This is a genomic window from Alkalihalophilus pseudofirmus OF4 (assembly GCF_000005825.2).
GTDB lineage: Bacteria > Bacillota > Bacilli > Bacillales > Bacillaceae_D > Alkalihalophilus > Alkalihalophilus pseudofirmus.
Genome location: NC_013791.2, coordinates 904,631 through 930,802, shown reverse-complemented (window position 1 = coordinate 930,802; position 26,172 = coordinate 904,631). Strand labels below are relative to the sequence as shown.

Here is a 26,172-nt window from a genome sequence, read left to right as displayed (position 1 = left end):
TCAGTATTTAATCTTTTTTAGGGGGGACTATATTGAAAATTAAAACGCTTATTGTTGAAGATGACCCTATGGTAGCTAGTATTAACCAAGGCTATCTAGAAAAACTAGACTCTTTCTTTGTGGTAGATATAGTCACCAATGGTGAAGAAGCACTTAGTAAAATTAGGATGAAAAAGATTGAACTACTTCTCCTTGACGTATATATGGCTAAGATGAATGGTTTAGAATTATTAAGAAGAATAAGAAAAGAAAACGAAAAAATTGATGTAATTATGATAACAGCTGCAGACAGCCCAGAAATTATTGAAGAAATATTTCGGTTAGGAGTTGTAGATTGTATTCTCAAACCTTTTGATTTTAAACGTTTTGAAAGATCTTTACTAACATACTATAAACGCTACAATATGTTCAATACAAAAGAACCTATGAATCAATCAATAATTGATTCAATAAACATTAATGAAGAAAATAAGAAATTAACTTTTAATCCGTTGCCAAAAGGGATTGATTCAATTACTTTAAATACTATAAGAAAAGTATTAAAAGAAGCACCTTGTCCATTGACAATACAAGAATTAGAAAAGCATGTTCAAATATCTAAAATTACTATACGAAAATACTTAGAATTTCTTGCTCTAAATAATGAAATAAAGTTAGATCTAAACTATTCAACAAAAGGGCGACCCTCTAAGTTATATTCATACAAGCTAAAATAACCAAATTAATCTCACATTTAACGTAACCATTAAAGGTTACGTTTTTTTATTGTGTTTAATCCAATTCAAAATTATTGTCACTTCTCCTTTATTCCCCCCGAAACTTTTTTATCATTCACTTACAATTTCCGTCACCTTTTTCACCGGAAACCCCTTACAATATATTGAAAAAGTGAACCTGTTAAGGGAAGTGAAATAATTGAAATGCCACCTGGTAATCTTAATGATGATAACTTTGTTATTCTCAAGCGGCTGTACAATGAAAACAATGACGGGGGACCGAGTCTCAGCTGATGAAAAATTATACGCTGCGGATCACATCTATATGAAGGTAGAGCAAAAGAGCTTTCAAGCCCCTATACCCGCTTATAAAGCGGTACATATAGAAAAACAAGAAATACCAACTCTTACATACGAATCTAAAGCAGAAAGTACATTTGATTCTGCCTTGTTTCCTGAGGAGTATACCGATATCCCTGGTGTTCTTACATTTAGAGGAAACCATAGTCGCACGGCACCCGCCTACGGACGTATCTCTACAAATGTTTCTCACATTGAAAAAGCATGGAATTTCCGCACCGGGTCACATCATAAATGGGGCGGAGGGGCCGGCTGGACAGGACAGCCTAGTATCATCACATGGGATGACGAGGTACGTGCCATTATGAATGTTGATGAGTCTTTTAAACATCAAACAGGATTTACAGAGGTCATTTACGGATCGCTTGATGGATCTGTCTATTTTGCTGAGCTAGAAACGGGCATTCAAACAAGACCTTCAATTAAAGTAGGCGGCCCAATTAAAGGCACTGTTTCTATTGATCCTCGCGGCTATCCCCTATTGTATGTGGGGCAAGGAATTCCTGAGAGTCCGATAGGCTATCGTATATTTAGTCTAATTGATGGAAGTGAACTATTTTTTATTCCTGGAATTGATTCTTGGGCTTATCGAGGATGGGGTGCATTTGACGGGGCAGCACTCATTAACCGTGAGCTTGATCAACTAGTGCTTGGCGGAGAAAACGGCTTATTTTATCATGCAAATCTTAATACAACGTTCGACCTTGAACAGAAATCTATTTCTGTAAAGCCTGAGATTAAAAAAGCGCGATATAAAGTGGCAAATAACTCACATCAAGGAATTGAAAATTCGATCGCTGTTTATCGAAACATTGCTTATTTTGCAGATAATGGCGGGAGTGTAATAGCAGTCGATATAGAAGATTCTACTCCGATATTTGCGCTAGAAGCAACCGACGACACAGATGCGACGATTGTTATAGATGAAGAAGAAAACCACCCTTTCATCTATACAGGAACAGAGGTAGACCACCAAGGACCATTCGGTGATTGTCTGCTCCGCAAAATAGACGGCATTACTGGTGAGGTTATATGGAGCCTTAGCTATCCAGCTTACTCCATCCCAGATGTGAACGGTGGGATGCTAGCCACTCCTATAGTCGGCAAGGAGAAAATAGATCATCTCGTTATTTTCACGATAGCACGTTACGACACGATAAATGGTGGATTAATGGTCGCTGTAAATAAAGAAACAGGCGAAGAGGAGTGGCGTCTTCTGATGACCAATTATGCATGGTCCTCTCCAGTAGATGTTTATACAGAAAACGGAGATGTGTATATCCTTCAAGCAGATTCAGCCGGCAATATGCATTTGATCAGTGCACGTTCAGGAGAAGTGCTAGATGTAATGAATCTTGGGGCAAATGTGGAAGCATCCCCTGCTGTTTATAACAATTATGTCGTTGTCGCAAGCCGTGGCGGCGAGGTGTTTGGTTTGAAATTAAATTAGTAAAGTCAGGGACATAATTAAAGTGTTTGACTCAGGATACGAATGAAGCGCTAATTTAGCGGATGAAATATACGTAGACTCCTGTGTGGACTAGAGCAAATGTGAGATCCCACAGGGCGAAAGCCCGAGGAAGCTCGCTAGCTCCACACGGAAAGCGAAGTATATTTTAAGAGCGGTGTACAAAGGCCGCATCTGTAATATCTATATTCCTAGAAGTTATAATACTTTTGTTTCAGCCTCATTTGCTTTTTCACCTATACCACTTTGGAATATTGCTCTGGAAATAGTCATGGTCCTCTAACACTTCAAAAGCTCGTCCTGACAAAAATTCAAACTGCTTAGGGCCCATTTTCATCCCCCATACAAAAGCAGAAACTATATGCATCGCACTATACAGACCATAAAGCGGCCAGAACCTATCTTCCTCCCTTTTGTCTCTAAGGTAGCCGTCAATATTTCCTTTAGCAAAGGCCGGACTGACTTGCTTAGTAAAGAAACCTATCTTTTGCAAGTCATGAATAGGATCACCCCAATCCATCCTCTGAAAATCAATAATCCCGCTAAATTGGTCATGATGAAAGACTAGATTAGAAGGATGAAAGTCGTCATGCTGAAACTGATTTGGCCGCCCTTGCATTAAAGGTTCATTTTCTCTTATATAATTGGTCAAACGATCTTTCGTATGTTCATCTAAATTTATGAGTTTAAGTTCCTTTAAATAGTTATCGCTTTTATTCTTTTTAGCAATATGCCATTCCGGAAGTTCTAGCGGAGCATTCAATTGATGGAGTTTCTTTAATTCTTCTGCTGCTTTTACTCCTGCCCTGTATTGCTCACTTTCATTTAACCTCGTTAAATTTTCTTCTCCGTCAGTACCTGGTATGTAGGATAAAACCATATACCCCTTCTCCTCATCTATTAACTCTCCAAACTCTATTGGCCTTGGTATCTTTTTAGAAAAAGACGTCAGCTTAGAGATCGTTTCAAACTCGATCGTTCGCCGTTCTAATTCCTCTTTAGGGAAGATTCTAAGTAAATAGTTTTGATCAATAACATATTTTTCATCCGTCGAAAATCCTTTAGTAAGAGGCTGTATGGTATGTGCTTCTTTATAAATTTTTAAGTATTCTCGGTTCATCTGATTCACCCTCTCACATTCTTATTACCTTCCATTATATCAAATACTGGTGTAATTAATTTCATTCAGATATTGACTCTCACGTCACGTGATAGCTTATAGTAAGGTTTGAAGGGAGGGTTAGAAGTGAAAGTGAAGGACCTTGCAGAGCTCGTGGGAATTAGTGTGCGCACACTACATCATTATGACGAAATCGGCCTGTTAAAACCAGATACGATATCAGAAGCAGGCTACCGGTATTATTCAGAACGTAATTTAGATACACTTCAGCAAATTCTCTTCTATAAAGAACTTGGATTTTCATTAAAACAGATTAAAGAAGTACTCGAAGAGCCTGGTTTTAATCAGCAAAAAGCATTAGTGTGGCAACGTAAAATGCTCTTGGAAAAGCGAGATAAACTTAACCAAATGATTCTAACGATTGACAAAACCATACAGTATAAAAAAGGAGACATTCATATGACAAGCGAAGAAAAGTTTAAGGGATTCGACTTCAGTCATAACCCTTATGAAAAGGAAGCAAGAGAACGTTATGGTGATAAGAAAGTAGATGAGACTGCTAAAGGTATGACTCAGGAACGACAAGAAGAGATGAATAATCTCTACCGGGAACTAGCTGCTATTCGTCACACGGACCCAGCCTCAAAAGAAGCACAGGAAGCTATTAAAAAGTGGTTTATCTTATTAAATAAGATAGGCAGCTATTCTTTAGATGCTTTTAAAGGGTTAGGCCAAATGTATATCCTAGACGATCGGTTCACTAAAAACATTGATCAATTCGGAGAAGGTCTTGCCCAATTTATGAGTGAAGCAATGGGCAGTTATGCAGATGATCACCAAAAAATTTAACTATGATTAAGCGATACAGAAAAGATGCTGTATCGCTTTTTTTGTTGTAACCCCTTTCCTCCTTTACCTGTTCATCTCGAAAAAAGCTTTGACATTCATCAGAAAATGATGTAAATTACCAAATGTACGAACGATTCTTTTTAGATATAATTTAAATATTCGTTTTTAGGGGTGTAATTATGGAAAATGTGTTTGATTACGAAGATATTCAACTGATTCCAGCAAAATGTGTAGTAAATAGCCGATCTGAGTGTGATACAACCATCACTTTAGGTAAACATACATTTAAAATGCCAGTCGTACCTGCGAATATGCAGACGATTATTGATGAAACAATTGCAACGTTCTTAGCGAAAAATGGCTACTTCTACATCATGCATCGCTTCGAACCTGAAAAACGAGTATCTTTTATCAGAGATATGAAATCAAGGGAATTAATCTCCTCTATCAGCGTTGGAGTAAAAGCTGAAGAATACGATTTTGTACTTCAATTAGCTGAGGAACAATTAGTGCCTGATTATATTACGATTGATATTGCACACGGCCACTCGAATGCCGTCATTGAAATGATTCAACATATTAAAAAACATTTGCCTGATTGCTTTGTTATTGCTGGTAATGTTGGGACTCCAGAAGCTGTTAGAGAGCTTGAGCATGCTGGGGCAGATGCTACAAAGGTTGGCATTGGACCAGGTAAAGTATGTATCACGAAGATTAAAACTGGTTTTGGTACAGGAGGCTGGCAGTTAGCTGCGCTTCGCTGGTGTGCCAAAGCTGCAAGCAAACCTGTTATTGCGGATGGCGGTATTCGTACGCATGGTGATATTGCCAAATCTATCAGGTTCGGCGCGTCTATGGTGATGATTGGTTCACTATTTGCAGGTCATGAAGAATCACCTGGCGAAACGATTGAAAAAGATGGAAAGCTTTACAAGGAATATTTTGGATCGGCTTCAGAATTCCAAAAAGGCGAGAAGAAAAATGTTGAAGGGAAAAAGATGATTGTTGAGCACAAAGGTTCATTGAAGGATACATTAATTGAGATGGAGCAAGATCTTCAATCATCGATTTCTTACGCTGGCGGAACTAAATTAGATGCCATTCGTCACGTAGATTATGTTGTTGTAAAAAACTCTATCTTTAATGGTGATAAAACGTACTAATACAAGAATAACCTTATTTCCGTTTAGGAGGTAAGGTTATTTTTATATAAACGAAACCCTTATTGGTGTAAATAACGATGGATGACATTATGAAGATTACTTTGAAAAGAGGCCTCTACCTGATACCCATTCGTATTAAAATAAATCGCGTGTTCCGGTTTCACCCCAATAATAGTAACTGTTAAACCCATTACTTCAAATTGTTGAATCATCTTAATTAAAGCTGTAACACCCTCAGTAGATAATGTACCTATTCCACTGAAATCAATTAATATCACTTCAAATTCTTTCTCATAAGCCTTTGTTAACAGTTTACATTCATTTGCTTCTATTAAAGTTTGAGTCATGTCGCCAAAAAACAGAATTAATCCAGCGTAGTGGGTAATCCTTATCATTGGTGCTGAGAGCTGATGAATGTCTTGAATCGTCACCTCTACCTTTTCTTTATTATCAAGGAGCTCAAAATTTGTAGTAGATAGTCTCTTTTTATGGTCAAAAACTAATTGTTCAAGATGTTGAATCTTTTCAAGCTTCTTGATAAAAATTAAATGGCCAACTCTTTCTTCCCACTTTATATGACAATCAAACAACACGAAAGGAAGATCCTTTGTTCTTACTACAATCTCAAGTTCTTGACGCTTTGCAGCTGGTGACACATGGTGCTTAAATTTGTTCTTGCTTTCCACATCGATTAATAATAATACATTCTCACACGCTCCAAATACATTGATAGCTTCATCTGATTGTGCTAATACTTCATACTGTGGATCGATCTGAAAATAAGGAAGAATGATATGTTTTACTTGTGACACCTTGCCACGCTCCTTTCGAATGACGACGTAACCATCTTTTCAATTCTTCTACATCATCAAATAGAAGCGTTTGTTCAGTGATAAAAGAGGATAATTGATAGGTGGTTACCAATCTCCCGCCAATCATCATAACAGGTTTTAAGCCTGACTGATTTAATTCTTTAATATAATTCTCAATTTGTGCTAGATTGTAAGTGAGTGTAATGGAAATACCGATAACGTCTGGCTTCCACTGTTTCACAAACTGAACAGCATCTGCACAAGGGACGTTTGGACCAAGAAGTTTAGTAGACCACCCAAAGTCTTCAAACAAGTGAGAAACCATCGTTATTCCTATATCATGGTGCTCCCCTGCTGGGCATAAAAACATCGCTTTATGCTGAGACGATTGATAATTCTTTGATTTCTTAGAGTGATAGTAAGTCATAATAAAATCTATAGTAGATGTTGCTAAATGTTCATCAGCCACAGTAAGATCATTACTTTCCCAGCTACGTCCGATCTCTCTCATTGCAGCTGTGATCAAGTCTTCATATATATGTATATTATCTTTATATGTTTGCTCTGCTTTTAAAACAATCTCCCATGCCCTATGTTGATCGCCCTGAAGTATAGCTTCTATAAAGGACTCTAGCATCTTGTGCATTCTATCTCTCCTTTAGGCCCTCTCTTAAGAAAACAGTTATTTATAATTAACGTAACTTCTATTTATTATTACATCTTTTTATTATGTCATATCTTCGAAAAATAGAGAAGAAATTGCCCTTTTTACCTGTGAGTTCCATTTTCTTTTAAGATACCGAGTACCCGAAGCTGCATTTAAGATCCCTCTAGCACCCTCTGAACCTTTTCAAGTTCTTTTAGTGAGTTTATCATTTCAATAAACTCTAGTACGAGAAACCATAAGCCTACCAAACTACATAAAATCCCAACGATTCCCAACAGGACCCCATAGTGACCGTTTTTCTTTATATCTACAAATCCTACAATTCCAAACACGATGCTAATAACGATAAGAGGAAGGATAAAGATAAATAAAATGTGGTGAAATATAATTGCTAGCATTCCGAAAATTAGCGATGTGATAGTTCGTGTGTTATAGCCTTGAAAAGTATTCATCTTACCCGCCCTTCTTCTCAATTAACTTATCTTCACCATTACGAGTTCCCTTTCATAACACGAGAAATGATCGAGTCATACACGACATCCTCTTACATATTCCTGCTACAATAGAGTAAGTTAGGGCAAATTTTAAAAATAAAAAGGTGACTTCGTATGAGTCACCCTCCCTAACGTATAAATCCGCCTTCTGAATGAATCACCTGTCCAGTCATCCAGGCTGCGTCTTCAGTTACTAAAAATTTAATAACCTTTGCTGCATCTTCTGGCTCTCCCACTCGACCCAAAGGAAATTTAGCTGCTAAATCTTGCTTGATTTCCTCTGTCATCCATCCCGAATTTGTCGGTCCGGGGTTCACCGCATTTACCGTTATACCGAGCGGCGCCACCTCTTGAGCGAGAGTGACCGTTAATGCATCAATAGCTCCTTTGGTCGTTGCATACGCTAGCTCGCCCGGCATGGGTCCTTGAGATTGACCAGACGTAAGGTTGATAATTCTCCCTCCGCTGCCCTTTCTAAATGCTTGAGCAAAGTGATTTGAAAGCAGCATCGTTGCTCGTACATTAACAAAGTAATGCTTGTCTAATTCTTCAGCAGTTAAGGTTGTATAGCCATTATTGCTTGAATAGGCGGCATTATTAATTAATATATCTGGATCACCCAGTTGTCCAACCACTTCTTTAAATAACTTCTCGGGGGCAAGAATATCTCTTAAATCCAGTTCCATACACTGGACTTCCACACCAGATTGCCGAAGCTTTTCTTTTATCATTAAAGGTTCATTTACTTCGATCTGGTAGGACATTTGTTCATCATAGTCTGTCCAATATGTAAAAAAGATCTGACATCCTGCTTCTGCAAGCTCCTTACAAATAGCAGCGCCAATTCCCCTCAAGCGGCTGACGCCTGTTACTATCGCGATCTTTCCATCTAATGTTCCCATATTGAAGTCCCCCATTTCGCAGTCTTACTTTATCAAATCATATGACTTATGTATTAACCGGTTACCATCATAACAATAATCACAAAATACCAGCTTATTCCTATGACAGTCATGATAATATAAGCTATCCCTATCATTTTTAGAGCCTTGTTATAGCCTTTATTGATCGTTACGGCAATCATATAGAAAAGCACTGATAAGACTACTGGTACAAACCATAGCATGGAACCAAATAGTTCGGGTAAATTGCTGTTTTGAACGAGTCTTTCATAAACAAAAATAAGTGCAAACAGGATACTAATCCCACTGATGATCTTAGCTGAACTTTTCACCACTTCATACCTCCCTATTCCCCTCATCTTATCATAAATATAAGCTTTATATTCATGATGAATTGTCGAAAACAATGAGTATTCAAGCATTAAAAAGCGAGCAATTGAAGTCCCATATGCTCGCTCTTCCTTATATTACCTCATACTTTGCATCTGCCAATCGGGAAATCTCATCCTTATATGGTTCGAAAGCTCCATTCCCGCGATCCACTTCAACTAAGCGGATGTACTTTTCTTTTTCCAAGAATTTTAAATGCTGCATTAGTGGAGGATAAATTTTATATGTGCCTTGTGAATAAGTTGATGCATCAAATCCTCGGTTCTCAATCAACCATTTACAGATTTCCACAACCGTTTTACCGTCTTTCAATAACATCATAATATCCTCATCTACATGTAAAAACTTTGCCGAAGAACGCGGTACTTTCTCTGATTGTTTCGGCTTGGCTTCTTTATGATCATTTTCTTCCGAAGGATCTTCAAAAAGACTTAATTGTTCCATTAATACCTCACCTCATTTAACTTGCATGAAACTCTTGTTCTTTATTGTATCAAATGACTTGTAACAATTAAATTGTATTAATTGAAAGGAATTAATTGAAAGGTATAAGGTTCACTGATTGCTTGTATGTATCGTTAATGAGCTTTATATTTCAAAATGTTTAGATACTTACCTTTTTCGTTATGTTAGTATAAAAAATTAAAAAACTACCTGGTAATTATGACTTCATTTAATATTCTTAATTCTTTTTAAGCGGTTGAAACCTTTGATACATAGGCGTAATATAAGAAATCGTGTGACATGCAGCAAATAATTTGTTTGGAAAATCAAGATTAAAACCATAATCAAATTTAACTGTTGAGAAAAGGAGACTGGTCTTGGTAAAAAGTATAAACACTCTAGAATTTTCGGCTTGTTTAGAAGTTACGTTAGAGCACCCCTTAAAAGAATTTGGGGATACCTCCATGTCCGTCATGAAGTTTGATCAAAATAAATATCTATTCTCCATTCCAGTACACAACTGGACATACCTTAAACATGAAAATGAATCGATCAACCTGCGTACTGCCCCTAGCACTTATCGATATAGTCAATATCAAAAGGATTTAATTGAAACGATGCAAAAAGCCATATATGCAATTGATCAACCTACACTATCATAATTCCTGGAAAGACCGAGTATAGACACGTCTACATCCACTTGTTCATACTCGGTCTTTTTAATTTAAATTATCGTACATTTTTCAAATCCCCATTAGCATTCTTACAAAAAAGTCCTATCTTCCTTCATAAAACTCAAAAACTTTGTCGAAGCTCTTAACATCTAAGCAAAAGTGATCTAAGATAGAGAACGGTTACTTTTCACCTATAAATTGGATTAATTATATATAGATGGGAGTTACATACGTTGTTTAATGATGCATTACTAATAAAATTAGAAGGTCGAATTGAAAAGCTTCGCTGCGAGATGATTAAAAGCGGTCTTAAAAATGGTTTAAATCATCCAGATACAATTAAATACAGCCAGCAATTAGACATGCTCTTAAATCGTTACAATCGAATGAGAACCTCGTTATAATCCCCAGTATTAGTCCTGCATCCACTTCACTATCTACAAATTTGCCACCTCTTTAATTCCTTTTCCACAATAATAATAATTAATTTTGAAAGCGGTCGAGTCTTGTAAAAATCTTCTTTAAAAATTGATAAAACAGCTCCTCAGCTGGCAATAACGGTCTTTCCCCTGGAATAATGACTCCGACAGTCCGTGGAATCATTGGTTCTTCTACAGGAACTCTTACCGTTGAAGGAGGGACATGGTCCATTAACGTAATTTCTGGAATCAATGTTATACCGAGACCTGCTGCGGCAAGCCCTTTTAATGCATCAATATCATCACCTTCAAATGACACTTCAGGAGTAAAGCCTTGACTCTCGCAAGCCTTAACAATAATGTCTCTTAAAATATATCCTTCAGGTAATAAAATAATGGATTCCTCTTTAAGCTCTCTTAGCATTAAGCTCTTATAGTTTGCGAATGGATGGTGTATAGGAACTAGAGCGACAATTTTTTCTGTAAATAAGATCTCGCTTTTAAGTTTAGGTTCATTTCTCGGTACAGGCCCAATCAAAGCCATATTAAAATCTCCATTCACTACCCCGTTAATTAGTTCAAGATATGTTGCTTGCTTTAATTTGAATTTCACCTTCGGATATTGCTTTCTGAAGGCTACCACAGCCGTTGGCAATGTATATGCAGCCATGCTAATCGGAAAAGCAATGCGAATTGTTCCTTGTTCTGGGTCTAAATATTCTTCAACTTCTAATTTAGCATTGTCAATCACGTTCATCGCCTGATTCATCCGCTCTAAAAATAGACGTCCAATTGGGGTTACTTTTACTCTTCTTCCTTCTCTAATAAATAGCTTGACTCCCAATTCTTCTTCTAAATTTGAGATTTGTCTGCTGACTGCCGATTGTGCGACATGCAAGGCATCTGCAGCCTCTGTCATATGTTCTCGTTTTGCCACTTCAATAAAATATTTGATTTGTCTTAATTCCAATTTACCCACTCCATTATTAATTGATCTCAATTCGGCATTAATTTTATCTAAACTTCATATTGTTCATATCAATCAGTCAATAATAAAATACTACATAACAGAAAATCTAACAATCAGAACATTCAAAATCACTATCGGATATTGGGGGAGATTGAAATGGAGACATTAGAGAAGGTACTAGATTCAAAAACAGAGGAAGCTAGACTATATGTAGATCGAGTATTTAGTTCCGTTAAGGAAAGAAATCCTAATGAGTATGAATTCCATCAAGCCGTAAAAGAGGTGTTTGACTCGTTAGTACCAGTGCTTGCAAAGGATCCCTCTTATAGTAAGAACGGGATTTTAGAACGCATAGTTGAACCTGAACGAGTGATCAGTTTCCAAGTTCCTTGGGTGGATGATCATGGAACTGTCCAAGTAAACCGTGGTTTTCGTGTACAGTTTAATAGTGCCATTGGACCTTACAAAGGCGGAATCCGCTTCCATCCATCAGTTAATACAAGCATTGTGAAATTTCTTGGTTTCGAGCAGATCTTCAAAAATTCCTTAACGGGTCAGCCTATCGGCGGTGGAAAGGGCGGAGCTGACTTTGATCCAAAAGGAAAGAGTGATGCTGAAATTATGCGCTTCACTCAAAGTTTCATGAGCGAACTGGGCAAACATATCGGAGCAGACACTGATGTTCCTGCTGGAGACATTGGAGTGAGTGCTCGTGAAATTGGCTATATGTTCGGTCAATACAAGAAAATGCGCGGTCAATACGAAGCGGGTGTTCTAACTGGAAAAGGCTTCTCTTATGGCGGAAGTCTTGCAAGGAAAGAAGCAACAGGGTATGGAACCGTCTATTTTGTTGAAGAAATGCTCAAAGACAAGGGATTAACTTTTCAAGGAAATACTGTTGTCGTTTCTGGGTCAGGTAATGTTTCCATTTATGCAATGGAAAAAGCGATTCAACTAGGCGGCACTGTTGTTGCATGCAGTGATTCAAATGGTTATATCTATGATGAAGCTGGCCTTAATCTTGATACCATTAAACGTTTAAAAGAAGTGGAAAACAAACGAATCAGCGAATATGTGAAAGAACACCCACAAGCAAAGTATATCAATGACTGTACAGCTATTTGGGAGGTTCCTTGCAACATCGCTCTCCCTTGCGCAACACAAAATGAAATTGATGAATATCATGCAAAAACACTTGTAAACAATGGTGTCCTCGCAGTAGGAGAAGGGGCTAACATGCCATCTACTCTTGAAGCTGTGCATGTATTTCAAACAAACGGGGTTTTATTTGGACCTGCAAAAGCCGTTAATGCCGGCGGGGTAGCAGTATCTGCTCTTGAGATGGCACAAAACAGCATGAGACTTAGCTGGACATTTGATGAGGTAGATGCTAAGCTGCAGCAAATCATGAAGAACATCTACAAAACAAGCTTAGACGCTTCATATGAATATGGCGATCCTGGTAACCTCGTCCTCGGTGCAAACATTGCCGGATTTAAAAAGGTTGCAGATGCCATGATTTCTCAAGGAGTTATCTAAATAATCAACAAGCCGACTAATCTCTTGTTTCTAGTCGGCTTTTCAACATTATTTCTACTCTCTTTCTGGCCAAAGATGTTCTTCTAATTCTGCCTTTATCTTCTCTGGAATAGATTCAGTCTGTTGTGTATGGAGGTTGAAATTCACATAGATTGCTTCATTTTTAGCACATAGCATGCCCTTTTGATGAATTTCCTCATACAACTCTAAACTACTGTTCCCAATCCGCTTGATCCACATTTTCACTTCGACCTTTTCACCGAAATAGATTTGCTTTTTATACTCGAGTGTTGTCTTCACGATGACCATTTTCCAATCTTCAAATGAAAGGTCTGGGGTAAATAATCTGAATAACTCATGTCTGCCCGCTTCAAGCCACACAGGAATGGTTGTATTATTTATATGACCGGCTCCATCCGTTTCAGACACCCGCGGTTCAATCTCTGTAACATACATCTTTATTTTCCCTCCTTATTTAAGGGAACAGACTCATATAAGCAAATTCCATTAAATGCCATTTCATAGATACGATAAATGTCTTCTTTAGTTAACGGGAGCGGACTTCTGGCTAACAATCTAGTTTGCTTACATGCATCAGCAGTAAGAGCTTCTAGATCTTCTTCTCTTACCCCGTATTCTTTTAATGAAGTTGGTAAATTGACGTCTTCAATGATCTGCCTGAGGAGGACTAAGTAATCATCTCTTTCATACCTTTTAGTTGGATGATAACTCGGGTCAAGCAAAGCTGCCACTTGCTGCATTTTATCAGGACAGCTTTTGCTTATGTACGATAGAACGTATGGTAAAAGCACTGCATTCGATTCCCCATGCGGAATATGAAATTTACTTCCAAGAGGGTATGCAAGAGCGTGGACACCAGCAACCCCTGCGTGAAAAAAAGAAAGACCTGCTAAGTAGCTTCCTTCGCTTAAGTCCCTCCTTGCCTCCTTGTTATCACCATTATCTACCGCCTGTTTTAAAGACCCTGATATCAATTGCATTGCTTTTTGTGCTAACCCATCCGTGACGGAGTTAGCTTGTACAGAAAGAAAGGCTTCAACGGCATGAGTAAGAGCATCTACCCCAGTCGCAGCTGTTAACCTAGGGGGCACAGATACAGTTAATGCAGGGTCGACAAGAGCGACATCAGCAATTAAGTAATCATGTGCTACCACATCTTTCGTTCCAGGCAGGGAAAGTACTGAAATGTTTGTTACTTCACTCCCTGTCCCAGAGGTAGTAGGAACTAGAATTTTTGGCAATCCTCTTGCGATAATCTTTTTTTCTCCAGTTAGATTCAAATAATCTCTTACTGTCCCCTCATGAACGGAAAGCACGGCTGCTAACTTAGCTAAATCCAGCACACTGCCTCCACCTAACCCTATTACAACATCAACATTTTTTTCTTTTGTATAATTCACCAATCTTTCAGCACATTCAAGCGTAGGTTCGGCTTCCACATCTGAATACACATGAACACTTGCTACTGTCATGATATTTTTCACGATGTCTTTTACACTCTCTAATTCAAGCAAAATATCATCTGAAATAAGCAGAATCTCCTTCGCTTCCATTTTTAATACTTGTTCCATAAGCGATTGGGTCACTCCCCACCCAATTTCTGATACGCTCGGAAATCTCAATGCATACGACAAGTTAATCAGCCTCCTTATTAATTCTTTCTGTCCCTTTCATTATTTGACATAAGAAATGCAACGACCTTTATTTTTCTTATTTTGCAATTGGATTCTTCCTTTTTTATGTAAATGTTCATCAAAAAAGCTAACCATTCTTCAATATAAAAAAACGCCTCAAAAGGCGTTTTTTTATATTTGAAGAGACTAATTATCCGTAGTATAAGTGTCTTTGTCCTTTATTTCCTTTCTTAAACTCGCACTATGCATAAGCCTTAAAACCGGCCTAACAACTAAAAAAGTACTCCCAGCGAGATAACAAATGAGACCAATTTTTTCTGCCTGATCAAAAAAATTAAGGATACTTCCTATCACAAACAATATTCCAATTAATAAATCGTTAATCGTAGAAATAACTCTATATCTCTTATCGAAAAAGATTCGCATTCGGCCCAGCTTCACGTCCAGATACTCTTCACCATTTTTAATCTTTGTAACTTTATTCTTCATGAACATCCTCCTGTGCAGACTCACTGAGTCATTTTACCCGCTATCGAAATACATGAAACCGGTCCCAACTGCTTTTTCCCATGATAAAACATGGTCAATGCAATTAACAAGTTAGGAAGCTACACCTAGCCAGACTCTATTACAAAAAATATAACATGTGAATTGATAAGAATAGGAAGAAGTACATTATTCTCTTTTTCAAAATTTCATGTTTATTATGAAAATTAGAGTGGTATGAGTGTGAGTGAGCCAGATATACCAAATTATTGGGTATCTGAGACTATGTAATGGGAGTGTTTGCACATGCAAGATTTTTACCCTTCAAGAGTAAGCGATAAGCCGCAGATCACGAAGCGTAAGGACCCTGTGATTCATACCGACCGCAGACTAGACCATGAGGCTCCTCTTTCCAAAGAGCAGCTTGATTTTTATGAGAAAAACGGCTTTTTGCAAATTGAGAACCTATTCTCAGAAAAAGAAGTAGCAGCCATGCAAAAGGCCATTTTTGAGTTACAGGATTCAAACAAACACACACAGTCGGATAAAATTATCCGTGAACCAGATTCTGATGAGATTCGTTCGATCTTTTCTGTAGACCAAGACGACGAATACTTTAAAAACATAGCTGGAGATGAAAGATTACTTAAAATTGTTAACCACTTATTAGGAAGTGATGTCTATGTTCATCAATCTCGAATAAACTATAAGCCAGGCTTTTCAGGTAAGGAGTTTAACTGGCATTCGGATTTTGAAACATGGCACACAGAAGACGGTATGCCGCGGATGCGTGCCTTAAGTATGTCGATTGCTCTATCCGACAATTATATCCATAATGGCCCGCTCATGCTCGTACCAGGATCTCATAACTACTATGTGAGCTGCGTTGGTGAAACGCCTGAAAATAACTACAAGCAATCATTACAAACTCAAAAAGTAGGTGTTCCTGATAATGACAGCTTGAAATGGCTGGTAGAAAAAGGTGGAGGATTATCGGTTGCCACAGGTAAAGCTGGTACGATTACTATTTTTGAATCGAACACGATGCACGCCTCTACCAGTAATATGACTCCTTATCCGCGCAACAATTTATTTATGGTCTATAACAGCGTAGAGAATAAGCTCTTGGAACCATTCTCAGGAGCTGGCAAAAGACCAGAATACATTGCCGTTCGTAAAACGACAGAACCGCTTGGAAAGGAAACCGTACTTAAATAGAAAAAAGGCAATTCAGCATTGGGCTGAATTGCCTTTTTATTATTTTAATAACCCTACCATTTTCAATCCATGAACAATACCATCCTCATCTACTGATTTTGAAAGGTATCTCGCTGCTTCTTTCGTCTCTTCATGTGCATTTCCCATGGCTACACCGTGAGCGACAGTAGAGAGCATTTCAATGTCATTTAATCCATCACCGAATGCATACACATTTTCAGGATTGATTCCAAGCTTCTCAATCATTTTCTCAATTCCCTTTGCTTTTGAACCACCTGCTGGCAATACATCTACCGATAAAGGATGCCATCTTATGAAGTCAAATGCATTGAATTTCTCTTCATAGTATTTTTCCTCTTCGTGCTCACAAAATAGCAGTGTTTGATAGATATGTTCCATTTTGAAATAATCAGGATCATGAGTAGGAAAAGCCTCTACTTTTAACGTTCCGATACTTTCATCGATATGATCATGCTGTTCTACGTTCGCCTTCATTGTTTTTTTTCCCATATAAACAAGAGGATGGTCATTTGTAGCAGCAAGCTCAGTAATTTCTTCAAGCTTATCTTTATCAAGAGGGTTGCCGTAAATCATCTCACCATCCACTTCAACATATTGACCGTTATAGCTGACAAAATTATAGATGCCTAATTCCTCACGCAGATCTTCATACATAAAAGGAGCACGGCCTGTAGCAATTGCTACTTCATGCCCAGCTTGCTTTAACTCATTAATGGCTTCTTTTGTTGATTGAGGCAGCTTTTTATCATGGTCTAATAGCGTACCGTCAATATCAAAGAAAATGATTTTTTTGTCTGTCATCTTTTCACCTCATAATGTATGCATTTGGTTTCTCTCTTTATCTCCTACAGCTTTATCGTAACAAAGAATGGCAAATAAGATAACCATTTAACCATATCAAGTTAATGATTATTGCTTTCCTTCACCTCTCTCCTCAATCAATCTTTGAAATTCTCTTTCTAGAGTTATTTTATATGGTATAATTTAACAAACGAATGTAGAGGAGTTGATAAGATGAACGAGCAACAAAAAGATAAGGACATGCTGCTAAGCACCACGATTGGCATCATCGGTGATGTTGTACTATTTATCCCAAGATTAATCACGGGCTTTATTCGAGGTATTTTCTAAAACCTTACTCCGCTATTAAATGAAACCTGCCTGATCCTTTTTGCGTATACTATTATATGCGAAAGGAGCGAGAACTTTGTATTTCCCTTCAAAAAAAGATACGTGGCTGACTATTTTATTGTGGGGTGTGATTCTCTTATTTATTATCACTCCCATTTTATCTATACAAATTGACCAAAGTCCTCTAACTCAAGTCTTTGAGATTTTTATTACGTCTCTCCTTGCTGTCTTTATCGCATGGATTTGGTTTAAGACTGGCTATACCATAGAGGACACTACCTTAAAAGTCGTATGCGGTCCTTTTAAGAAAAACGTCCTTATACATGAAATTAATGGCCTTAGGAAAACGAAGAATCCATTTTCCGCACCTGCCCTTTCTATCGACCGATTAGAACTCAGCTATGGAAAGGTAAAAGTGTTAACGATCTCCCCAGAGGATGAAGCCGAGTTTATACGAATGTTGCTAAAGAAAAATCCAGAGATAAAATTATGGTATAATAAGCCTTCAACAACCAATCGATAGATGATGGAGGCACTATGTTAACATTTGAAGAAAAACTAGCGATAATTGAATCTTTTCCGGAGCTTGAGCGCAAAGATGTATCTCTTGGCCGAGTGAATTTTCATTACAATGAAAGCTCATACGATAATAAGAATGTTGTGTACCACTTGCACCCGAATGGAAACGGGTTTGTGTACGCAGGTAAAATGACTGGGTATAGTACAAATGACAAGGGTATGGTCAATATTCGTGACTTCACTGAGAAAGCTCTGCGTGCGACGATCCGTAAATCAATTCTTTCATTAACTCCTAAAGAGGAAGTGACCGATGAACCATTAGAGGAAACATGGATAAATGAGAATACGGTGACTCTTACTATTCTTAAAGAAGAAGATATGTGGAATGTATATGCTGATGATGACAGCTTAGACGGAACATTTACAACCTACCGGGAAGCCGCTAATTATTTAGAGGCTGAAGGGTTTGAGAGAATATAAAAAAAAACAGCTTCCATTGTGTGAAGCTGTTTTTTTATTGAGTTCAAAGCGGAGAGTTTAATCAGCAGTAGAAAGTTGATAAACCTTTCGAACCTTTTCTTCAAACGTTTCGATTGGAACAAATCTAGCTTCTCTTATCGTCTCTTTTCCATCGATAAATAGGAGCAGAGCCGGAACTGTGAATATAGACAACCTGCCAGCTATTTCTTCTAGTTGATCCGCATTTACGAATCCTTGGTTAATCAGCGGGAATTCCGACAATACTTCTTTAACTTGCGGCAGCAAGGCATGGCATACACTGCAATTCGTCCTTGATACGTAGACGAAACTAAATTTGTTCTCTTGTATAAACTCATCTACCATTTCAATTGTAGTTAAATCCTTCATCCGTTCCCCTCCTTTTTGTCCTTATTTTTTATCGTAACACAGAACGACAAGGGGTATTCATTACTATATAAAATCTACCACAATATAAAAGCAAGTTTCTTAGCCAAAACCCTCTCTACACATAGTTGTAGAGAGGGTTTTTCACTATAAATTAATCTGCATGATGAACGGCACAGCGGTTAGGTCCGATTTCAAGCTCTTGCATTTTTTCCTTATCAGCAGTTTCTACCCCACGGTTGATCCCCACAATTTCTTCAAAATTCGGAGGTTTTACTGAACTTGCAGACTTCTCTACATTATCTAAGAAAGCATCTCTTGTTGCGTTAAACATTTTCTCATTGCGTTCACGAATATTTCCTAGTGTATCACCGATATAGCCGTCCTCATTCATTTCTTCATCAAAGTCAGCATAATGACCAGGAAGCACGAATACATCATCAGCAATATCAGAAACTTTTGTGTAAACTGTATCATACAAATCATTCGCCCACTCACGAACTTTATTACCTAGGTCCGGGCGACCCAACCCGCTGACGAAAATCGTATCTCCAGAAAAAAGTAATGTATCATTTACAAAGAAAGAAACGCTTCCTGGAGTGTGGCCAGGAGTTTTCACAGCTAATACTTCAAGCTTCACTTGGTTAAATTCAATTTTATCGTGATCTTCTAGTGGTTCAAAGTCAAACACAGCACCCTCGCTTTTCATTAAATAATAGTTAGCCCCTGTTTGTTCGGCTAGAATTTTCCCACCTGAAATATGATCAGCATGAAGATGCGAATCCACAATATGAGTTATTTTAGCCCCGAGTTCAGCTGCTGCCTCTTTATACTCTTCAACAAAACGGGAAGGGTCTACAATTAACGCTTCACCATTTGAAACCACCATGTAAGATAAGCAGCCTTTCCCTACACGAATAAATTGATGGACAGAAATATTTTCATCTTCATATACCTTTGTTTGATAGAGATACTCACTCCATGATTTCATTCCGCCTTTCAAATAAGAAACATCATACCCAGCTTCTGATAACATTTCAGCAACCATCATAGATGAGCCTTCCTTTGCACAAACAACGAGGATTTCTTTATCTTGCGGAATGTTTGCTCTCACTTCATCAATTCCATCAATAAGCTCGAAATATGGAACATTCAAATACTCGAAGTTTTCCCCTTCAATTTTCCAATCTTCAAAATCACTTACATTACGTACATCAAAAATAAATAAATTCTCTTTGTTCAATACCTTTTCTGTCACTTCTTTAGCAAGCATTGCTTTAACTGTCATGATAAAACCTCCTAGTAATAAATTTATACACATCTATTTATATACCTAATAGGGTATATAAATAGGTAAAAAAATATACCAATTAGTGAAATTGTTCAGAATTCTTAATACCTCTATAGGTATATAATATAGCGGTTTCATTAAAATGTCAATACCTTCTTTAAAAATGGGCTTAATCCTATTATAGCAGCCTTTAGACGCAAAAAAGCGAATCCTTAAAAGGATTCGCTTTCTACTTTTAACGCTCTTCTAAACGTGCAATACGCTCATCAAGGTCTGGGTGAGTAGAGAATAATCTCATCACTCCACCTTTTCCGTTAATTTTCATCGTTTGAACAGCACTGTCATTCGTACGATCATGTACATTCGCACGGTCTACATATGCTTTAAGTGAACGTAGGGCATGTGCCATTTTGTCACGTCCCGCAAGATCCGCCCCCCCGCGGTCAGCATGGAATTCTCGGTGACGCGAATACGCACTGACAACAAGACTTCCAAGGATAGAGAAAAGGATTTGGAAAATAATAATAGCAGCAAACTGAACAATCCATTGTAATTCCTCACGTGCAAATCTTGAAACGATAATCGCTACAATACGCGAGAAGAAGACAACAAATGTATTAATGACCCCTTGCAAGAGCGTCATCGTAACCATATCTCCATTCGCTACGTGAGCTACTTCATGAGCAATAACTCCTTCTACTGCATCATCATCCATTGTATTTAATAATCCTTGCGAAACTGCAACAAGCGACCGTTTTTTTGATGGGCCTGTAGCAAAAGCATTGACCTCTGCAGATGGATAAATACCAACCTGCGGCATATGAGCCAGCCCTGCAGCACGTGATAGACGATGCACTTTCTCTACCACTGTGCGTTCTTCGTGAGTCAAATTCCCATCAGGATCTAGAATTTTTACTTTCATCATCATTTTTGCAACAAAACGTGACATTGCAAGGGAGATAAATGCCCCTGAGAAACCTACAAGCAAACTGAATACACCAAGCGCAATAAAGTCAATTCCAATACCAGGAGCACCTGTTTGGAATGATCCATTAATTCCCGTATAGGTCGTTATGAGTGACCAAACAATGACGATGGTCGTCATAACGAGAATATTTGTGACAATTAATAATAATAATCGTTTTCCCATTCTTCATCCTCCAATTACATTAATATGTGCTAGTTTAACACGACTATCTAATAAAGGGTGCACAAATGATAACAAAAACGTGAACTAACTGCCGCCTACCATTGCAAATGGAATTTCCTCGCCATTTTTATATGCGTTGATTTCCTCAATTGGTTTATCCAACTTAACAAGATACAAACGGTGGTTATTAGACCCTTCTTCTGCTTGCTCTTCTTCATAATAAATGTGTAATACATCCCCCTTACGCTCTACATTAAAATTAGAAATGTGCAAAGGTCTTTCTCCTTGGGTGAGATGACCGCTCGTTACATAAACATAAAAGCTGTCATCATTATGGAAGAAGAGATAAATCCCGTTCTCTGGTTCTGCTTGTTGAATGAATGCATCTAGATTGGATTCTACATGATCAATCGAGACTTCAGAGTAAGTTAAATCATTCCCGCAACCAGTTAAAGTTATGAGCAGTACGAAAGTCAATAATAAGATGAAAGGTGATTTTTTCATCACGGCAGCTCCTCTTTTTTAGATGTCACCCTACCTTGTATGTACGGGTGACATCGAATAAGGTTTCAATTTTCAAATGATATATTCAACCTCAAATTCTGTTGATAGTAACTCCCTTTTATCAAAATCCCAATCGAACAGTAATATCGCTGATTCTCTTGAATGATGGGCAAGCAAGTGTACCCCATGATCAATCACTAGACTTTTAGCTTCCCAAAAAGTAACGGTCTCATCTTCCCCTGTACGATTACATACAAACATCGGCAGACCGGTATCTATTGTTCTAGCTTCCCACTCTCCATTTGGCCCATGCAGCCCCGGTCCCCAGGAAGAGGGAGCAATAAGGATTTCCGCCCCTTTATCTCTAAGAGTTACAGCATTTTCTTTTGTGTAGGAATCAGCACAAATGAGAATACCAGCTTTTACATGATCAATTGTTATTAGTTGAAGACACTCTCCTGAAGAGGACCAGTCATCCGTCACACTTGAGCGCTTCCTCTGTCTTCCGATCAGCTGCCCCTCTCGATTAATGACAAATACTGAATTAAACAATTCCCCTTCAGGATCTTTTTCAGGTGCCCCTATAAAAAGGTTTACTGCTGAAGACTTAGCCAATTCCATTAAACTAGACATCCATTCATTTGGCTGCTGCTGAATCCAATCAATGCCGCATTCTTTGGTAAACTGAAGCCCGCTGACAGCTAGCTCTGGAGTAATAATCCATTCTGCTCCTTTTTCAGCTGCTTTTTGTACGGCTTGTGTTATGAGGCTTTGATTTGTTTTAATCTCTCCGGCATTAAGTAATAAATGCAGCATAGCTATTTTTCGTTTGTTCATGATTCATCCCCATTCTTCATTCCTTAAGAAAAAGCATCTCTGTGTGACAGAAATGCTCCCTTAAACATGCTTTTGGTCTTTACTCACGTGTCTGGCATAGTCTATTTTCTTTGTTTCAAGATCAATCTTCTTGTGTTCTAATTCTAGTTCTAACCGTTTTATATCATAATTCTTTTTTCTTTTATATCCATTATAAATGAGCGATAATGCAACAATCACTATGATAAATAGATACATATCTTCCATTCAATCACCTCACTCTCCTGCCGCTAGATACAGGGCGACTTCTCTAACTCGCTCATCTGTAAGGACCTCAACCGCTTCACGATCTTCGGTATAAGTGTATAGGGTGTCACCATTTATTAAATGATCAGAAAGAGTTAACAAACCTACAGCTCGTTTATTAAAATACTTTGCCGCTGCTATGGTCACAGCCGTTTCCATATCTACTCCTATACACCCTTTTCTAGCCCATGCTTTGATCAGACCCTTTGTTTCAAGCAGCAGGGTGTTAGTTGAATAAATAGAACCTGTAGTATAGCTGTATCCTTTGTTTTCACAATACTTCACAGCTAATGCAACAAGCTCAGGATCTGACTTCACAATTATCTGTCCAGGCAAATAGGAAGTGGAGACCCATCCCCCATCACAGCTTCCGTTACAATGAAAATATCTCCATACTTAACTTCTGAGGACAATCCGCCAAAATAGCCTGTTTGAATAAAGACTTCAGTCCCGCTAGCCGCAAACTGATGGACGATATTTGCAGCCATAGGCGCTCCGTATACATTGGCAAAACCTACTTGCGCCCCCTTGTGTCTGCCCATTACACTATTCCACTTCGGCAGCCGCATTTCCTCTTTTAATATATCTCTCCATTGAGTGATGTTCTCTTCATGCGCCCATTCCCCGTGAATGATAAATGAAGCAGGAACATCAGCTTTACTTATTTGTAGTGCATTCAGCCAATCCACTTGTGAAAATTCACCGTATAGTTTCATGAAGTCTCCTTACCTTATTATCTATTTAGAACATCTCTTACTCGAGTATTAAAAAGGGAGCCATCACATCATGTCATTGCTCCCTCCTTATCTATCTTAGCCCTGCTACAATTTGCAGTGCTTTTTCTTTTGTCACAAGGTCATTTTCAGGATAAAAACTGTATTGCACGCCGTCTTCTTGCCATGCAACCATTTTTAGTGAATGATCCCAAATTAACAAGCCCGGAGATTCTCTAACCGTTATTTCTTCTTCATTTCCAAAGACTGCTGCTAGCGGCTCATCCCGTTTAAATACCTCATATGAGAAAAGATGTCTTCCTTCTGCATCACTGTAAGTAAGAGTCACTCCCATTTCATCCTCTGGCCTAGGATACGTAGTCGCCTCATGAAAATGATATTCTTCCGACGGGATTAAAATGTCAAAGTCTGCTTTCTCTTTTGCCTCTTCTAAGTCAATGACCTCGTTTGTAACTAGATCATTTAGAGAGACTGGTTCGAAATCAATTGTATCATCAATGATAAAGAGCGACTCTTCCATTTTAGGATTTATGTCAAAAGCAGCTGCTTCACTTGTCATCCATTCCTCATCAAATACAAAATTCGTCTTCAGGAGTACCCAATTTTCTTTATCAATCCAAAGCTCCATTTCATCGTTATCACTTTGCTTTGAACTAAGTTCTAGTATAAATACTTCTCTATCAAGAAGCTTGGCTTCCTCTTTCATTTTAATGTCGTAATGATCATGCATTGCTTCAAGCATCTGCATCATCGACTCACGAGGTGTTTGTGTTAAATAGGATGCCGTTTCCGGTGAATCATACGTGATCAGCTGTTCTTCTTCATAATCTAAGAGGACGTGTCCAATGTCACTGTAAAGCGAAACATAAACAAGTTTCTCTCCTTCATACATTTCTGTACGAAACTTGCCATCCGCCATCCGCCATTCTTTCATTGTAAACGGATCACCGTCATTCCCCTGATAATCCGTTTCCATATAATAAGAGATCGCCGTTTGATTTGCTTCAAGCATGCTTGCCATGACCTCGTTGCCGCTTAACCCTCTCATCTGACATCCGCTTACTATGATAAGGAGTATACTCATGACCCCAATAGCTACATTTTTCAATCTTTTTCCCCCGCTATTCTTCTTTTTTTAAGGCGAAATAAAAGCAGCTGCCAACCCCTAATGTAGAAGCAGCACCAATCACACCGCCGTGCAGCTCGATTAGTTGTTTACTAATGGCAAGACCAAGACCAGCTCCCTTTCCCCGATCCTTACTTCTTGCACTGTCTGCTTGATAAAATAATTTAAACACATGAGTAAGGTCGTCTTTCGTTATGCCTGATCCTTCATCTTGTACGATGAAATAAATCCAATCATCTTCTGCCGGCACATCTGACGGCAGGAGATCTCGCTTAGTCGTGGCCGTTAATTCAATCTTTTTCCCTGTTTTCGTATGCCTGATTGCATTCATCACAAGATTATCCATCACTTGAACTAGGCGATCGACATCACAAAGAATGTCACATGGTTGGATGTCAATTTGAGTGATGAGTTCAATTCCATTTTGATGACACACTTCCGCGTATCCATCCACTAACATCTCTGCTACTTCTTCTCCATCAACGACCTGTCTATTTAACTCCAAACTGTTCATCTCAAGCCTAGAATACAAAAGAAGATCTTCCACGAGTTTTTCCATATAATTAGCTTTTCTAATAATCACATCCCGGTACTCTTCTTGCTTCTCGGGATGGTGAGCTAGTCCTTCTGCGTAGGCTTTTATAGAAGTTAAAGGGGTGCGCAAATCATGCGAAATGGCAGCTATGAGCTTTTGCTTAACCTCTTGAACCTCTTTAATCTCCCCACTCATCGTATAAAACCCTTCAAGCAGCTCACTAAATTCATCATTCATTCCGTAATCCGTTTTCTTCTTTGGAAAGGTTCCTGCCCCAAAATGTTTCATCTCTTTTACTAGAGTAGTCACAGGCCTTACGATTCTCCGCCTGACTAAGAAGTGCGTAATTAGTAATGTTAAAATAAGCACGCTAATCATAAAAAGAACCGTATAAATAGAGCCCCGATCAATTTGTTTCATCAATTCTGTTCTCTCTTTTTTAATTTCAAAATAGCCAATGATCTCATCTTCATAATACACTGGCTCCTTGTACGTAAAATGAGAAAGCGATTCCTCTGTTTCGTATAAGCCTTGCATTAATTGGTTTGCAGGGACGGCACCAGTATATAACGTCTGCCCATTAATATTTAAAAGGGCTTGGCGGTCTTTTGAATAAATATGTACAATTTCATCCTCCTTGATTTCACCCGCTAGGGCTTCTTCATCTACTGGAGGAAACTGATAAAGACGAGGATTTTCTTTTAAGGTGGAGGCAAGATGATGAATGCGAATAGAGGTATCTATATATTCTTGAAATTGTTCACGTTCAATCCAATCATTTATGTAGCCGATAAAGAAATAAGTCGATACAAAAGGGACCACCATCACG

General features: G+C 38.3%; 31 protein-coding genes. 10 read left to right on the top strand and 21 right to left on the bottom strand.

Annotated elements, in window-relative coordinates:
• The first annotated feature begins 32 nt into the window (after positions 1 to 32).
• Positions 33 to 716: a response regulator gene (locus tag BPOF4_RS04635; RefSeq protein ID WP_012957912.1), complete on the top strand. Its 684-nt coding sequence runs from the start codon at positions 33 to 35 to the stop codon at positions 714 to 716.
• A gap of 223 nt (positions 717 to 939) precedes the next feature.
• Complete coding sequence (locus BPOF4_RS04630) at positions 940 to 2,526, top strand: outer membrane protein assembly factor BamB family protein (protein WP_148229494.1); 1,587 nt, start codon at positions 940 to 942, stop codon at positions 2,524 to 2,526.
• Positions 2,527 to 2,776: 250 nt separating this feature from the next.
• Here BPOF4_RS04630 and BPOF4_RS04625 read toward each other — a convergent pair whose 3' ends face one another.
• Positions 2,777 to 3,664, bottom strand: a complete 888-nt coding sequence (locus BPOF4_RS04625; protein ID WP_012957910.1) for an aminoglycoside phosphotransferase family protein — start codon at positions 3,662 to 3,664, stop codon at positions 2,777 to 2,779.
• A 126-nt stretch (positions 3,665 to 3,790) separates the two neighbouring features.
• On the opposite strand from BPOF4_RS04625, the gene BPOF4_RS04620 reads away from it, so the two are divergent.
• Positions 3,791 to 4,513: a MerR family transcriptional regulator gene (locus BPOF4_RS04620; protein ID WP_012957909.1), complete on the top strand. Its 723-nt coding sequence runs from the start codon at positions 3,791 to 3,793 to the stop codon at positions 4,511 to 4,513.
• A gap of 179 nt (positions 4,514 to 4,692) precedes the next feature.
• The gene (gene guaC, locus BPOF4_RS04615; RefSeq protein ID WP_012957908.1) at positions 4,693 to 5,676 is read left to right on the top strand and encodes a GMP reductase; all 984 of its coding nucleotides are present in this window, start codon (positions 4,693 to 4,695) and stop codon (positions 5,674 to 5,676) included.
• Positions 5,677 to 5,735: 59 nt separating this feature from the next.
• Here guaC and BPOF4_RS21110 read toward each other — a convergent pair whose 3' ends face one another.
• The 6 genes from BPOF4_RS21110 to BPOF4_RS04585 form a co-directional block, all read right to left on the bottom strand.
• On the bottom strand, positions 5,736 to 6,488 hold the full coding sequence (locus BPOF4_RS21110) for an STAS domain-containing protein (protein ID WP_049779869.1): 753 nt from the start codon (positions 6,486 to 6,488) through the stop codon (positions 5,736 to 5,738).
• Positions 6,433 to 7,134 (bottom strand): cobalamin B12-binding domain-containing protein, encoded by a 702-nt coding sequence (locus BPOF4_RS04605; RefSeq protein WP_012957906.1) that lies wholly within the window; start codon positions 7,132 to 7,134, stop codon positions 6,433 to 6,435. The genes BPOF4_RS21110 and BPOF4_RS04605 overlap by 56 nt, the downstream gene beginning before the upstream one ends.
• Positions 7,135 to 7,307: 173 nt before the next feature.
• Positions 7,308 to 7,607 (bottom strand): hypothetical protein, encoded by a 300-nt coding sequence (locus BPOF4_RS04600; RefSeq protein ID WP_012957905.1) that lies wholly within the window; start codon positions 7,605 to 7,607, stop codon positions 7,308 to 7,310.
• Between the two features lie 170 nt (positions 7,608 to 7,777).
• Complete coding sequence (locus BPOF4_RS04595) at positions 7,778 to 8,551, bottom strand: SDR family oxidoreductase (protein WP_012957904.1); 774 nt, start codon at positions 8,549 to 8,551, stop codon at positions 7,778 to 7,780.
• Positions 8,552 to 8,604: 53 nt separating this feature from the next.
• Positions 8,605 to 8,958, bottom strand: coding sequence for a hypothetical protein (locus tag BPOF4_RS04590; RefSeq protein WP_158305551.1), 354 nt, complete (start codon positions 8,956 to 8,958; stop codon positions 8,605 to 8,607).
• A 55-nt stretch (positions 8,959 to 9,013) separates the two neighbouring features.
• Entirely contained in the window at positions 9,014 to 9,385 is a 372-nt protein-coding gene (locus BPOF4_RS04585) for a DUF3895 domain-containing protein (protein WP_012957902.1), read from the bottom strand.
• Between the two features lie 464 nt (positions 9,386 to 9,849).
• On the opposite strand from BPOF4_RS04585, the gene BPOF4_RS04580 reads away from it, so the two are divergent.
• Positions 9,850 to 10,047 (top strand): hypothetical protein, encoded by a 198-nt coding sequence (locus BPOF4_RS04580; RefSeq protein ID WP_148229493.1) that lies wholly within the window; start codon positions 9,850 to 9,852, stop codon positions 10,045 to 10,047.
• 245 nt (positions 10,048 to 10,292) lie between these two features.
• On the top strand, positions 10,293 to 10,463 hold the full coding sequence (locus BPOF4_RS22615; RefSeq protein WP_012957900.1) for an aspartyl-phosphate phosphatase Spo0E family protein: 171 nt from the start codon (positions 10,293 to 10,295) through the stop codon (positions 10,461 to 10,463).
• A gap of 79 nt (positions 10,464 to 10,542) precedes the next feature.
• On the opposite strand, the gene gltC is transcribed toward BPOF4_RS22615, so the two are convergent.
• Entirely contained in the window at positions 10,543 to 11,448 is a 906-nt protein-coding gene (gltC, locus tag BPOF4_RS04570; RefSeq protein WP_012957899.1) for a glutamate biosynthesis transcriptional regulator GltC, read from the bottom strand.
• 156 nt (positions 11,449 to 11,604) lie between these two features.
• On the opposite strand from gltC, the gene gdhA reads away from it, so the two are divergent.
• On the top strand, positions 11,605 to 12,987 hold the full coding sequence (gdhA, locus tag BPOF4_RS04565; protein ID WP_012957898.1) for an NADP-specific glutamate dehydrogenase: 1,383 nt from the start codon (positions 11,605 to 11,607) through the stop codon (positions 12,985 to 12,987).
• 54 nt (positions 12,988 to 13,041) lie between these two features.
• On the opposite strand, the gene BPOF4_RS04560 is transcribed toward gdhA, so the two are convergent.
• The 3 genes from BPOF4_RS04560 to BPOF4_RS04550 form a co-directional block, all read right to left on the bottom strand.
• On the bottom strand, positions 13,042 to 13,443 hold the full coding sequence (locus tag BPOF4_RS04560; RefSeq protein WP_012957897.1) for an acyl-CoA thioesterase: 402 nt from the start codon (positions 13,441 to 13,443) through the stop codon (positions 13,042 to 13,044).
• A 2-nt stretch (positions 13,444 to 13,445) separates the two neighbouring features.
• Positions 13,446 to 14,642, bottom strand: coding sequence for an iron-containing alcohol dehydrogenase (locus tag BPOF4_RS04555; protein WP_012957896.1), 1,197 nt, complete (start codon positions 14,640 to 14,642; stop codon positions 13,446 to 13,448).
• Between the two features lie 186 nt (positions 14,643 to 14,828).
• Entirely contained in the window at positions 14,829 to 15,131 is a 303-nt protein-coding gene (locus BPOF4_RS04550) for a YrhK family protein (RefSeq protein WP_012957895.1), read from the bottom strand.
• Between the two features lie 303 nt (positions 15,132 to 15,434).
• Between BPOF4_RS04550 and thpD the strand changes: the two genes are divergently transcribed.
• Positions 15,435 to 16,346: an ectoine hydroxylase gene (thpD, locus tag BPOF4_RS04545; protein WP_012957894.1), complete on the top strand. Its 912-nt coding sequence runs from the start codon at positions 15,435 to 15,437 to the stop codon at positions 16,344 to 16,346.
• Positions 16,347 to 16,385: 39 nt separating this feature from the next.
• Here thpD and BPOF4_RS04540 read toward each other — a convergent pair whose 3' ends face one another.
• Positions 16,386 to 17,168: a Cof-type HAD-IIB family hydrolase gene (locus tag BPOF4_RS04540; protein ID WP_012957893.1), complete on the bottom strand. Its 783-nt coding sequence runs from the start codon at positions 17,166 to 17,168 to the stop codon at positions 16,386 to 16,388.
• A 406-nt stretch (positions 17,169 to 17,574) separates the two neighbouring features.
• Between BPOF4_RS04540 and BPOF4_RS04535 the strand changes: the two genes are divergently transcribed.
• Together BPOF4_RS04535 and BPOF4_RS04530 are read left to right on the top strand one after the other, a co-directional pair.
• Positions 17,575 to 18,021 carry a PH domain-containing protein gene (locus BPOF4_RS04535; protein ID WP_012957891.1) on the top strand — a complete coding sequence of 149 codons (447 nt, stop codon included), beginning with the start codon at positions 17,575 to 17,577 and terminating at the stop codon, positions 18,019 to 18,021.
• Between the two features lie 14 nt (positions 18,022 to 18,035).
• Positions 18,036 to 18,497 (top strand): hypothetical protein, encoded by a 462-nt coding sequence (locus BPOF4_RS04530; RefSeq protein WP_012957890.1) that lies wholly within the window; start codon positions 18,036 to 18,038, stop codon positions 18,495 to 18,497.
• A 57-nt stretch (positions 18,498 to 18,554) separates the two neighbouring features.
• Here the strand turns inward: BPOF4_RS04530 and BPOF4_RS04525 are convergent, their stop codons facing one another.
• The 9 genes from BPOF4_RS04525 to BPOF4_RS04480 form a co-directional block, all read right to left on the bottom strand.
• Positions 18,555 to 18,884 (bottom strand): thioredoxin family protein, encoded by a 330-nt coding sequence (locus tag BPOF4_RS04525; protein WP_012957889.1) that lies wholly within the window; start codon positions 18,882 to 18,884, stop codon positions 18,555 to 18,557.
• Between the two features lie 151 nt (positions 18,885 to 19,035).
• Positions 19,036 to 20,169, bottom strand: a complete 1,134-nt coding sequence (locus tag BPOF4_RS04520; RefSeq protein WP_012957888.1) for an MBL fold metallo-hydrolase — start codon at positions 20,167 to 20,169, stop codon at positions 19,036 to 19,038.
• Between the two features lie 238 nt (positions 20,170 to 20,407).
• Complete coding sequence (htpX, locus tag BPOF4_RS04515) at positions 20,408 to 21,322, bottom strand: protease HtpX (protein ID WP_012957887.1); 915 nt, start codon at positions 21,320 to 21,322, stop codon at positions 20,408 to 20,410.
• A gap of 84 nt (positions 21,323 to 21,406) precedes the next feature.
• On the bottom strand, positions 21,407 to 21,826 hold the full coding sequence (locus BPOF4_RS04510) for a hypothetical protein (RefSeq protein WP_012957886.1): 420 nt from the start codon (positions 21,824 to 21,826) through the stop codon (positions 21,407 to 21,409).
• 72 nt (positions 21,827 to 21,898) lie between these two features.
• The gene (locus BPOF4_RS04505; protein ID WP_012957885.1) at positions 21,899 to 22,663 is read right to left on the bottom strand and encodes a carbon-nitrogen hydrolase family protein; all 765 of its coding nucleotides are present in this window, start codon (positions 22,661 to 22,663) and stop codon (positions 21,899 to 21,901) included.
• 255 nt (positions 22,664 to 22,918) lie between these two features.
• On the bottom strand, positions 22,919 to 23,266 hold the full coding sequence (locus BPOF4_RS22610) for a phosphorylase family protein (RefSeq protein WP_238446483.1): 348 nt from the start codon (positions 23,264 to 23,266) through the stop codon (positions 22,919 to 22,921).
• Positions 23,267 to 23,268: 2 nt separating this feature from the next.
• Positions 23,269 to 23,664, bottom strand: coding sequence for a hypothetical protein (locus BPOF4_RS22605; RefSeq protein WP_041822242.1), 396 nt, complete (start codon positions 23,662 to 23,664; stop codon positions 23,269 to 23,271).
• Between the two features lie 91 nt (positions 23,665 to 23,755).
• On the bottom strand, positions 23,756 to 24,790 hold the full coding sequence (locus tag BPOF4_RS04485; protein ID WP_012957883.1) for a LolA family protein: 1,035 nt from the start codon (positions 24,788 to 24,790) through the stop codon (positions 23,756 to 23,758).
• Positions 24,791 to 24,803: 13 nt separating this feature from the next.
• On the bottom strand, positions 24,804 to 26,168 hold the full coding sequence (locus tag BPOF4_RS04480; protein ID WP_238446507.1) for a HAMP domain-containing sensor histidine kinase: 1,365 nt from the start codon (positions 26,166 to 26,168) through the stop codon (positions 24,804 to 24,806).
• Between the last annotated feature and the right edge of the window lie 4 nt (positions 26,169 to 26,172).

Bases quoted from the DNA above. Each gene is read 5' to 3' on its own strand.
- BPOF4_RS04560 (WP_012957897.1), bottom strand. From the start codon at position 13,443: ATGTATGTTACAGAGATTGAACCGCGGGTGTCTGAAACGGATGGAGCC.
- BPOF4_RS04625 (WP_012957910.1), bottom strand. From the start codon at position 3,664: ATGAACCGAGAATACTTAAAAATTTATAAAGAAGCACATACCATACAG.
- BPOF4_RS04480 (WP_238446507.1), bottom strand. From the start codon at position 26,168: ATGGTGGTCCCTTTTGTATCGACTTATTTCTTTATCGGCTACATAAAT.
- BPOF4_RS04540 (WP_012957893.1), bottom strand. From the start codon at position 17,168: ATGACAGACAAAAAAATCATTTTCTTTGATATTGACGGTACGCTATTA.
- guaC (WP_012957908.1), top strand. From the start codon at position 4,693: ATGGAAAATGTGTTTGATTACGAAGATATTCAACTGATTCCAGCAAAA.
- BPOF4_RS22605 (WP_041822242.1), bottom strand. From the start codon at position 23,664: ATGAAACTATACGGTGAATTTTCACAAGTGGATTGGCTGAATGCACTA.
- BPOF4_RS04600 (WP_012957905.1), bottom strand. From the start codon at position 7,607: ATGAATACTTTTCAAGGCTATAACACACGAACTATCACATCGCTAATT.
- BPOF4_RS04520 (WP_012957888.1), bottom strand. From the start codon at position 20,169: ATGACAGTTAAAGCAATGCTTGCTAAAGAAGTGACAGAAAAGGTATTG.
- gdhA (WP_012957898.1), top strand. From the start codon at position 11,605: ATGGAGACATTAGAGAAGGTACTAGATTCAAAAACAGAGGAAGCTAGA.
- BPOF4_RS04550 (WP_012957895.1), bottom strand. From the start codon at position 15,131: ATGAAGAATAAAGTTACAAAGATTAAAAATGGTGAAGAGTATCTGGAC.
- BPOF4_RS04530 (WP_012957890.1), top strand. From the start codon at position 18,036: ATGTTAACATTTGAAGAAAAACTAGCGATAATTGAATCTTTTCCGGAG.
- thpD (WP_012957894.1), top strand. From the start codon at position 15,435: ATGCAAGATTTTTACCCTTCAAGAGTAAGCGATAAGCCGCAGATCACG.
- BPOF4_RS04605 (WP_012957906.1), bottom strand. From the start codon at position 7,134: ATGCACAAGATGCTAGAGTCCTTTATAGAAGCTATACTTCAGGGCGAT.
- BPOF4_RS04630 (WP_148229494.1), top strand. From the start codon at position 940: ATGATGATAACTTTGTTATTCTCAAGCGGCTGTACAATGAAAACAATG.
- BPOF4_RS04580 (WP_148229493.1), top strand. From the start codon at position 9,850: ATGTCCGTCATGAAGTTTGATCAAAATAAATATCTATTCTCCATTCCA.
- htpX (WP_012957887.1), bottom strand. From the start codon at position 21,322: ATGGGAAAACGATTATTATTATTAATTGTCACAAATATTCTCGTTATG.
- BPOF4_RS04510 (WP_012957886.1), bottom strand. From the start codon at position 21,826: ATGAAAAAATCACCTTTCATCTTATTATTGACTTTCGTACTGCTCATA.
- BPOF4_RS04585 (WP_012957902.1), bottom strand. From the start codon at position 9,385: ATGGAACAATTAAGTCTTTTTGAAGATCCTTCGGAAGAAAATGATCAT.
- BPOF4_RS04595 (WP_012957904.1), bottom strand. From the start codon at position 8,551: ATGGGAACATTAGATGGAAAGATCGCGATAGTAACAGGCGTCAGCCGC.
- BPOF4_RS04505 (WP_012957885.1), bottom strand. From the start codon at position 22,663: ATGAACAAACGAAAAATAGCTATGCTGCATTTATTACTTAATGCCGGA.
- BPOF4_RS04525 (WP_012957889.1), bottom strand. From the start codon at position 18,884: ATGAAGGATTTAACTACAATTGAAATGGTAGATGAGTTTATACAAGAG.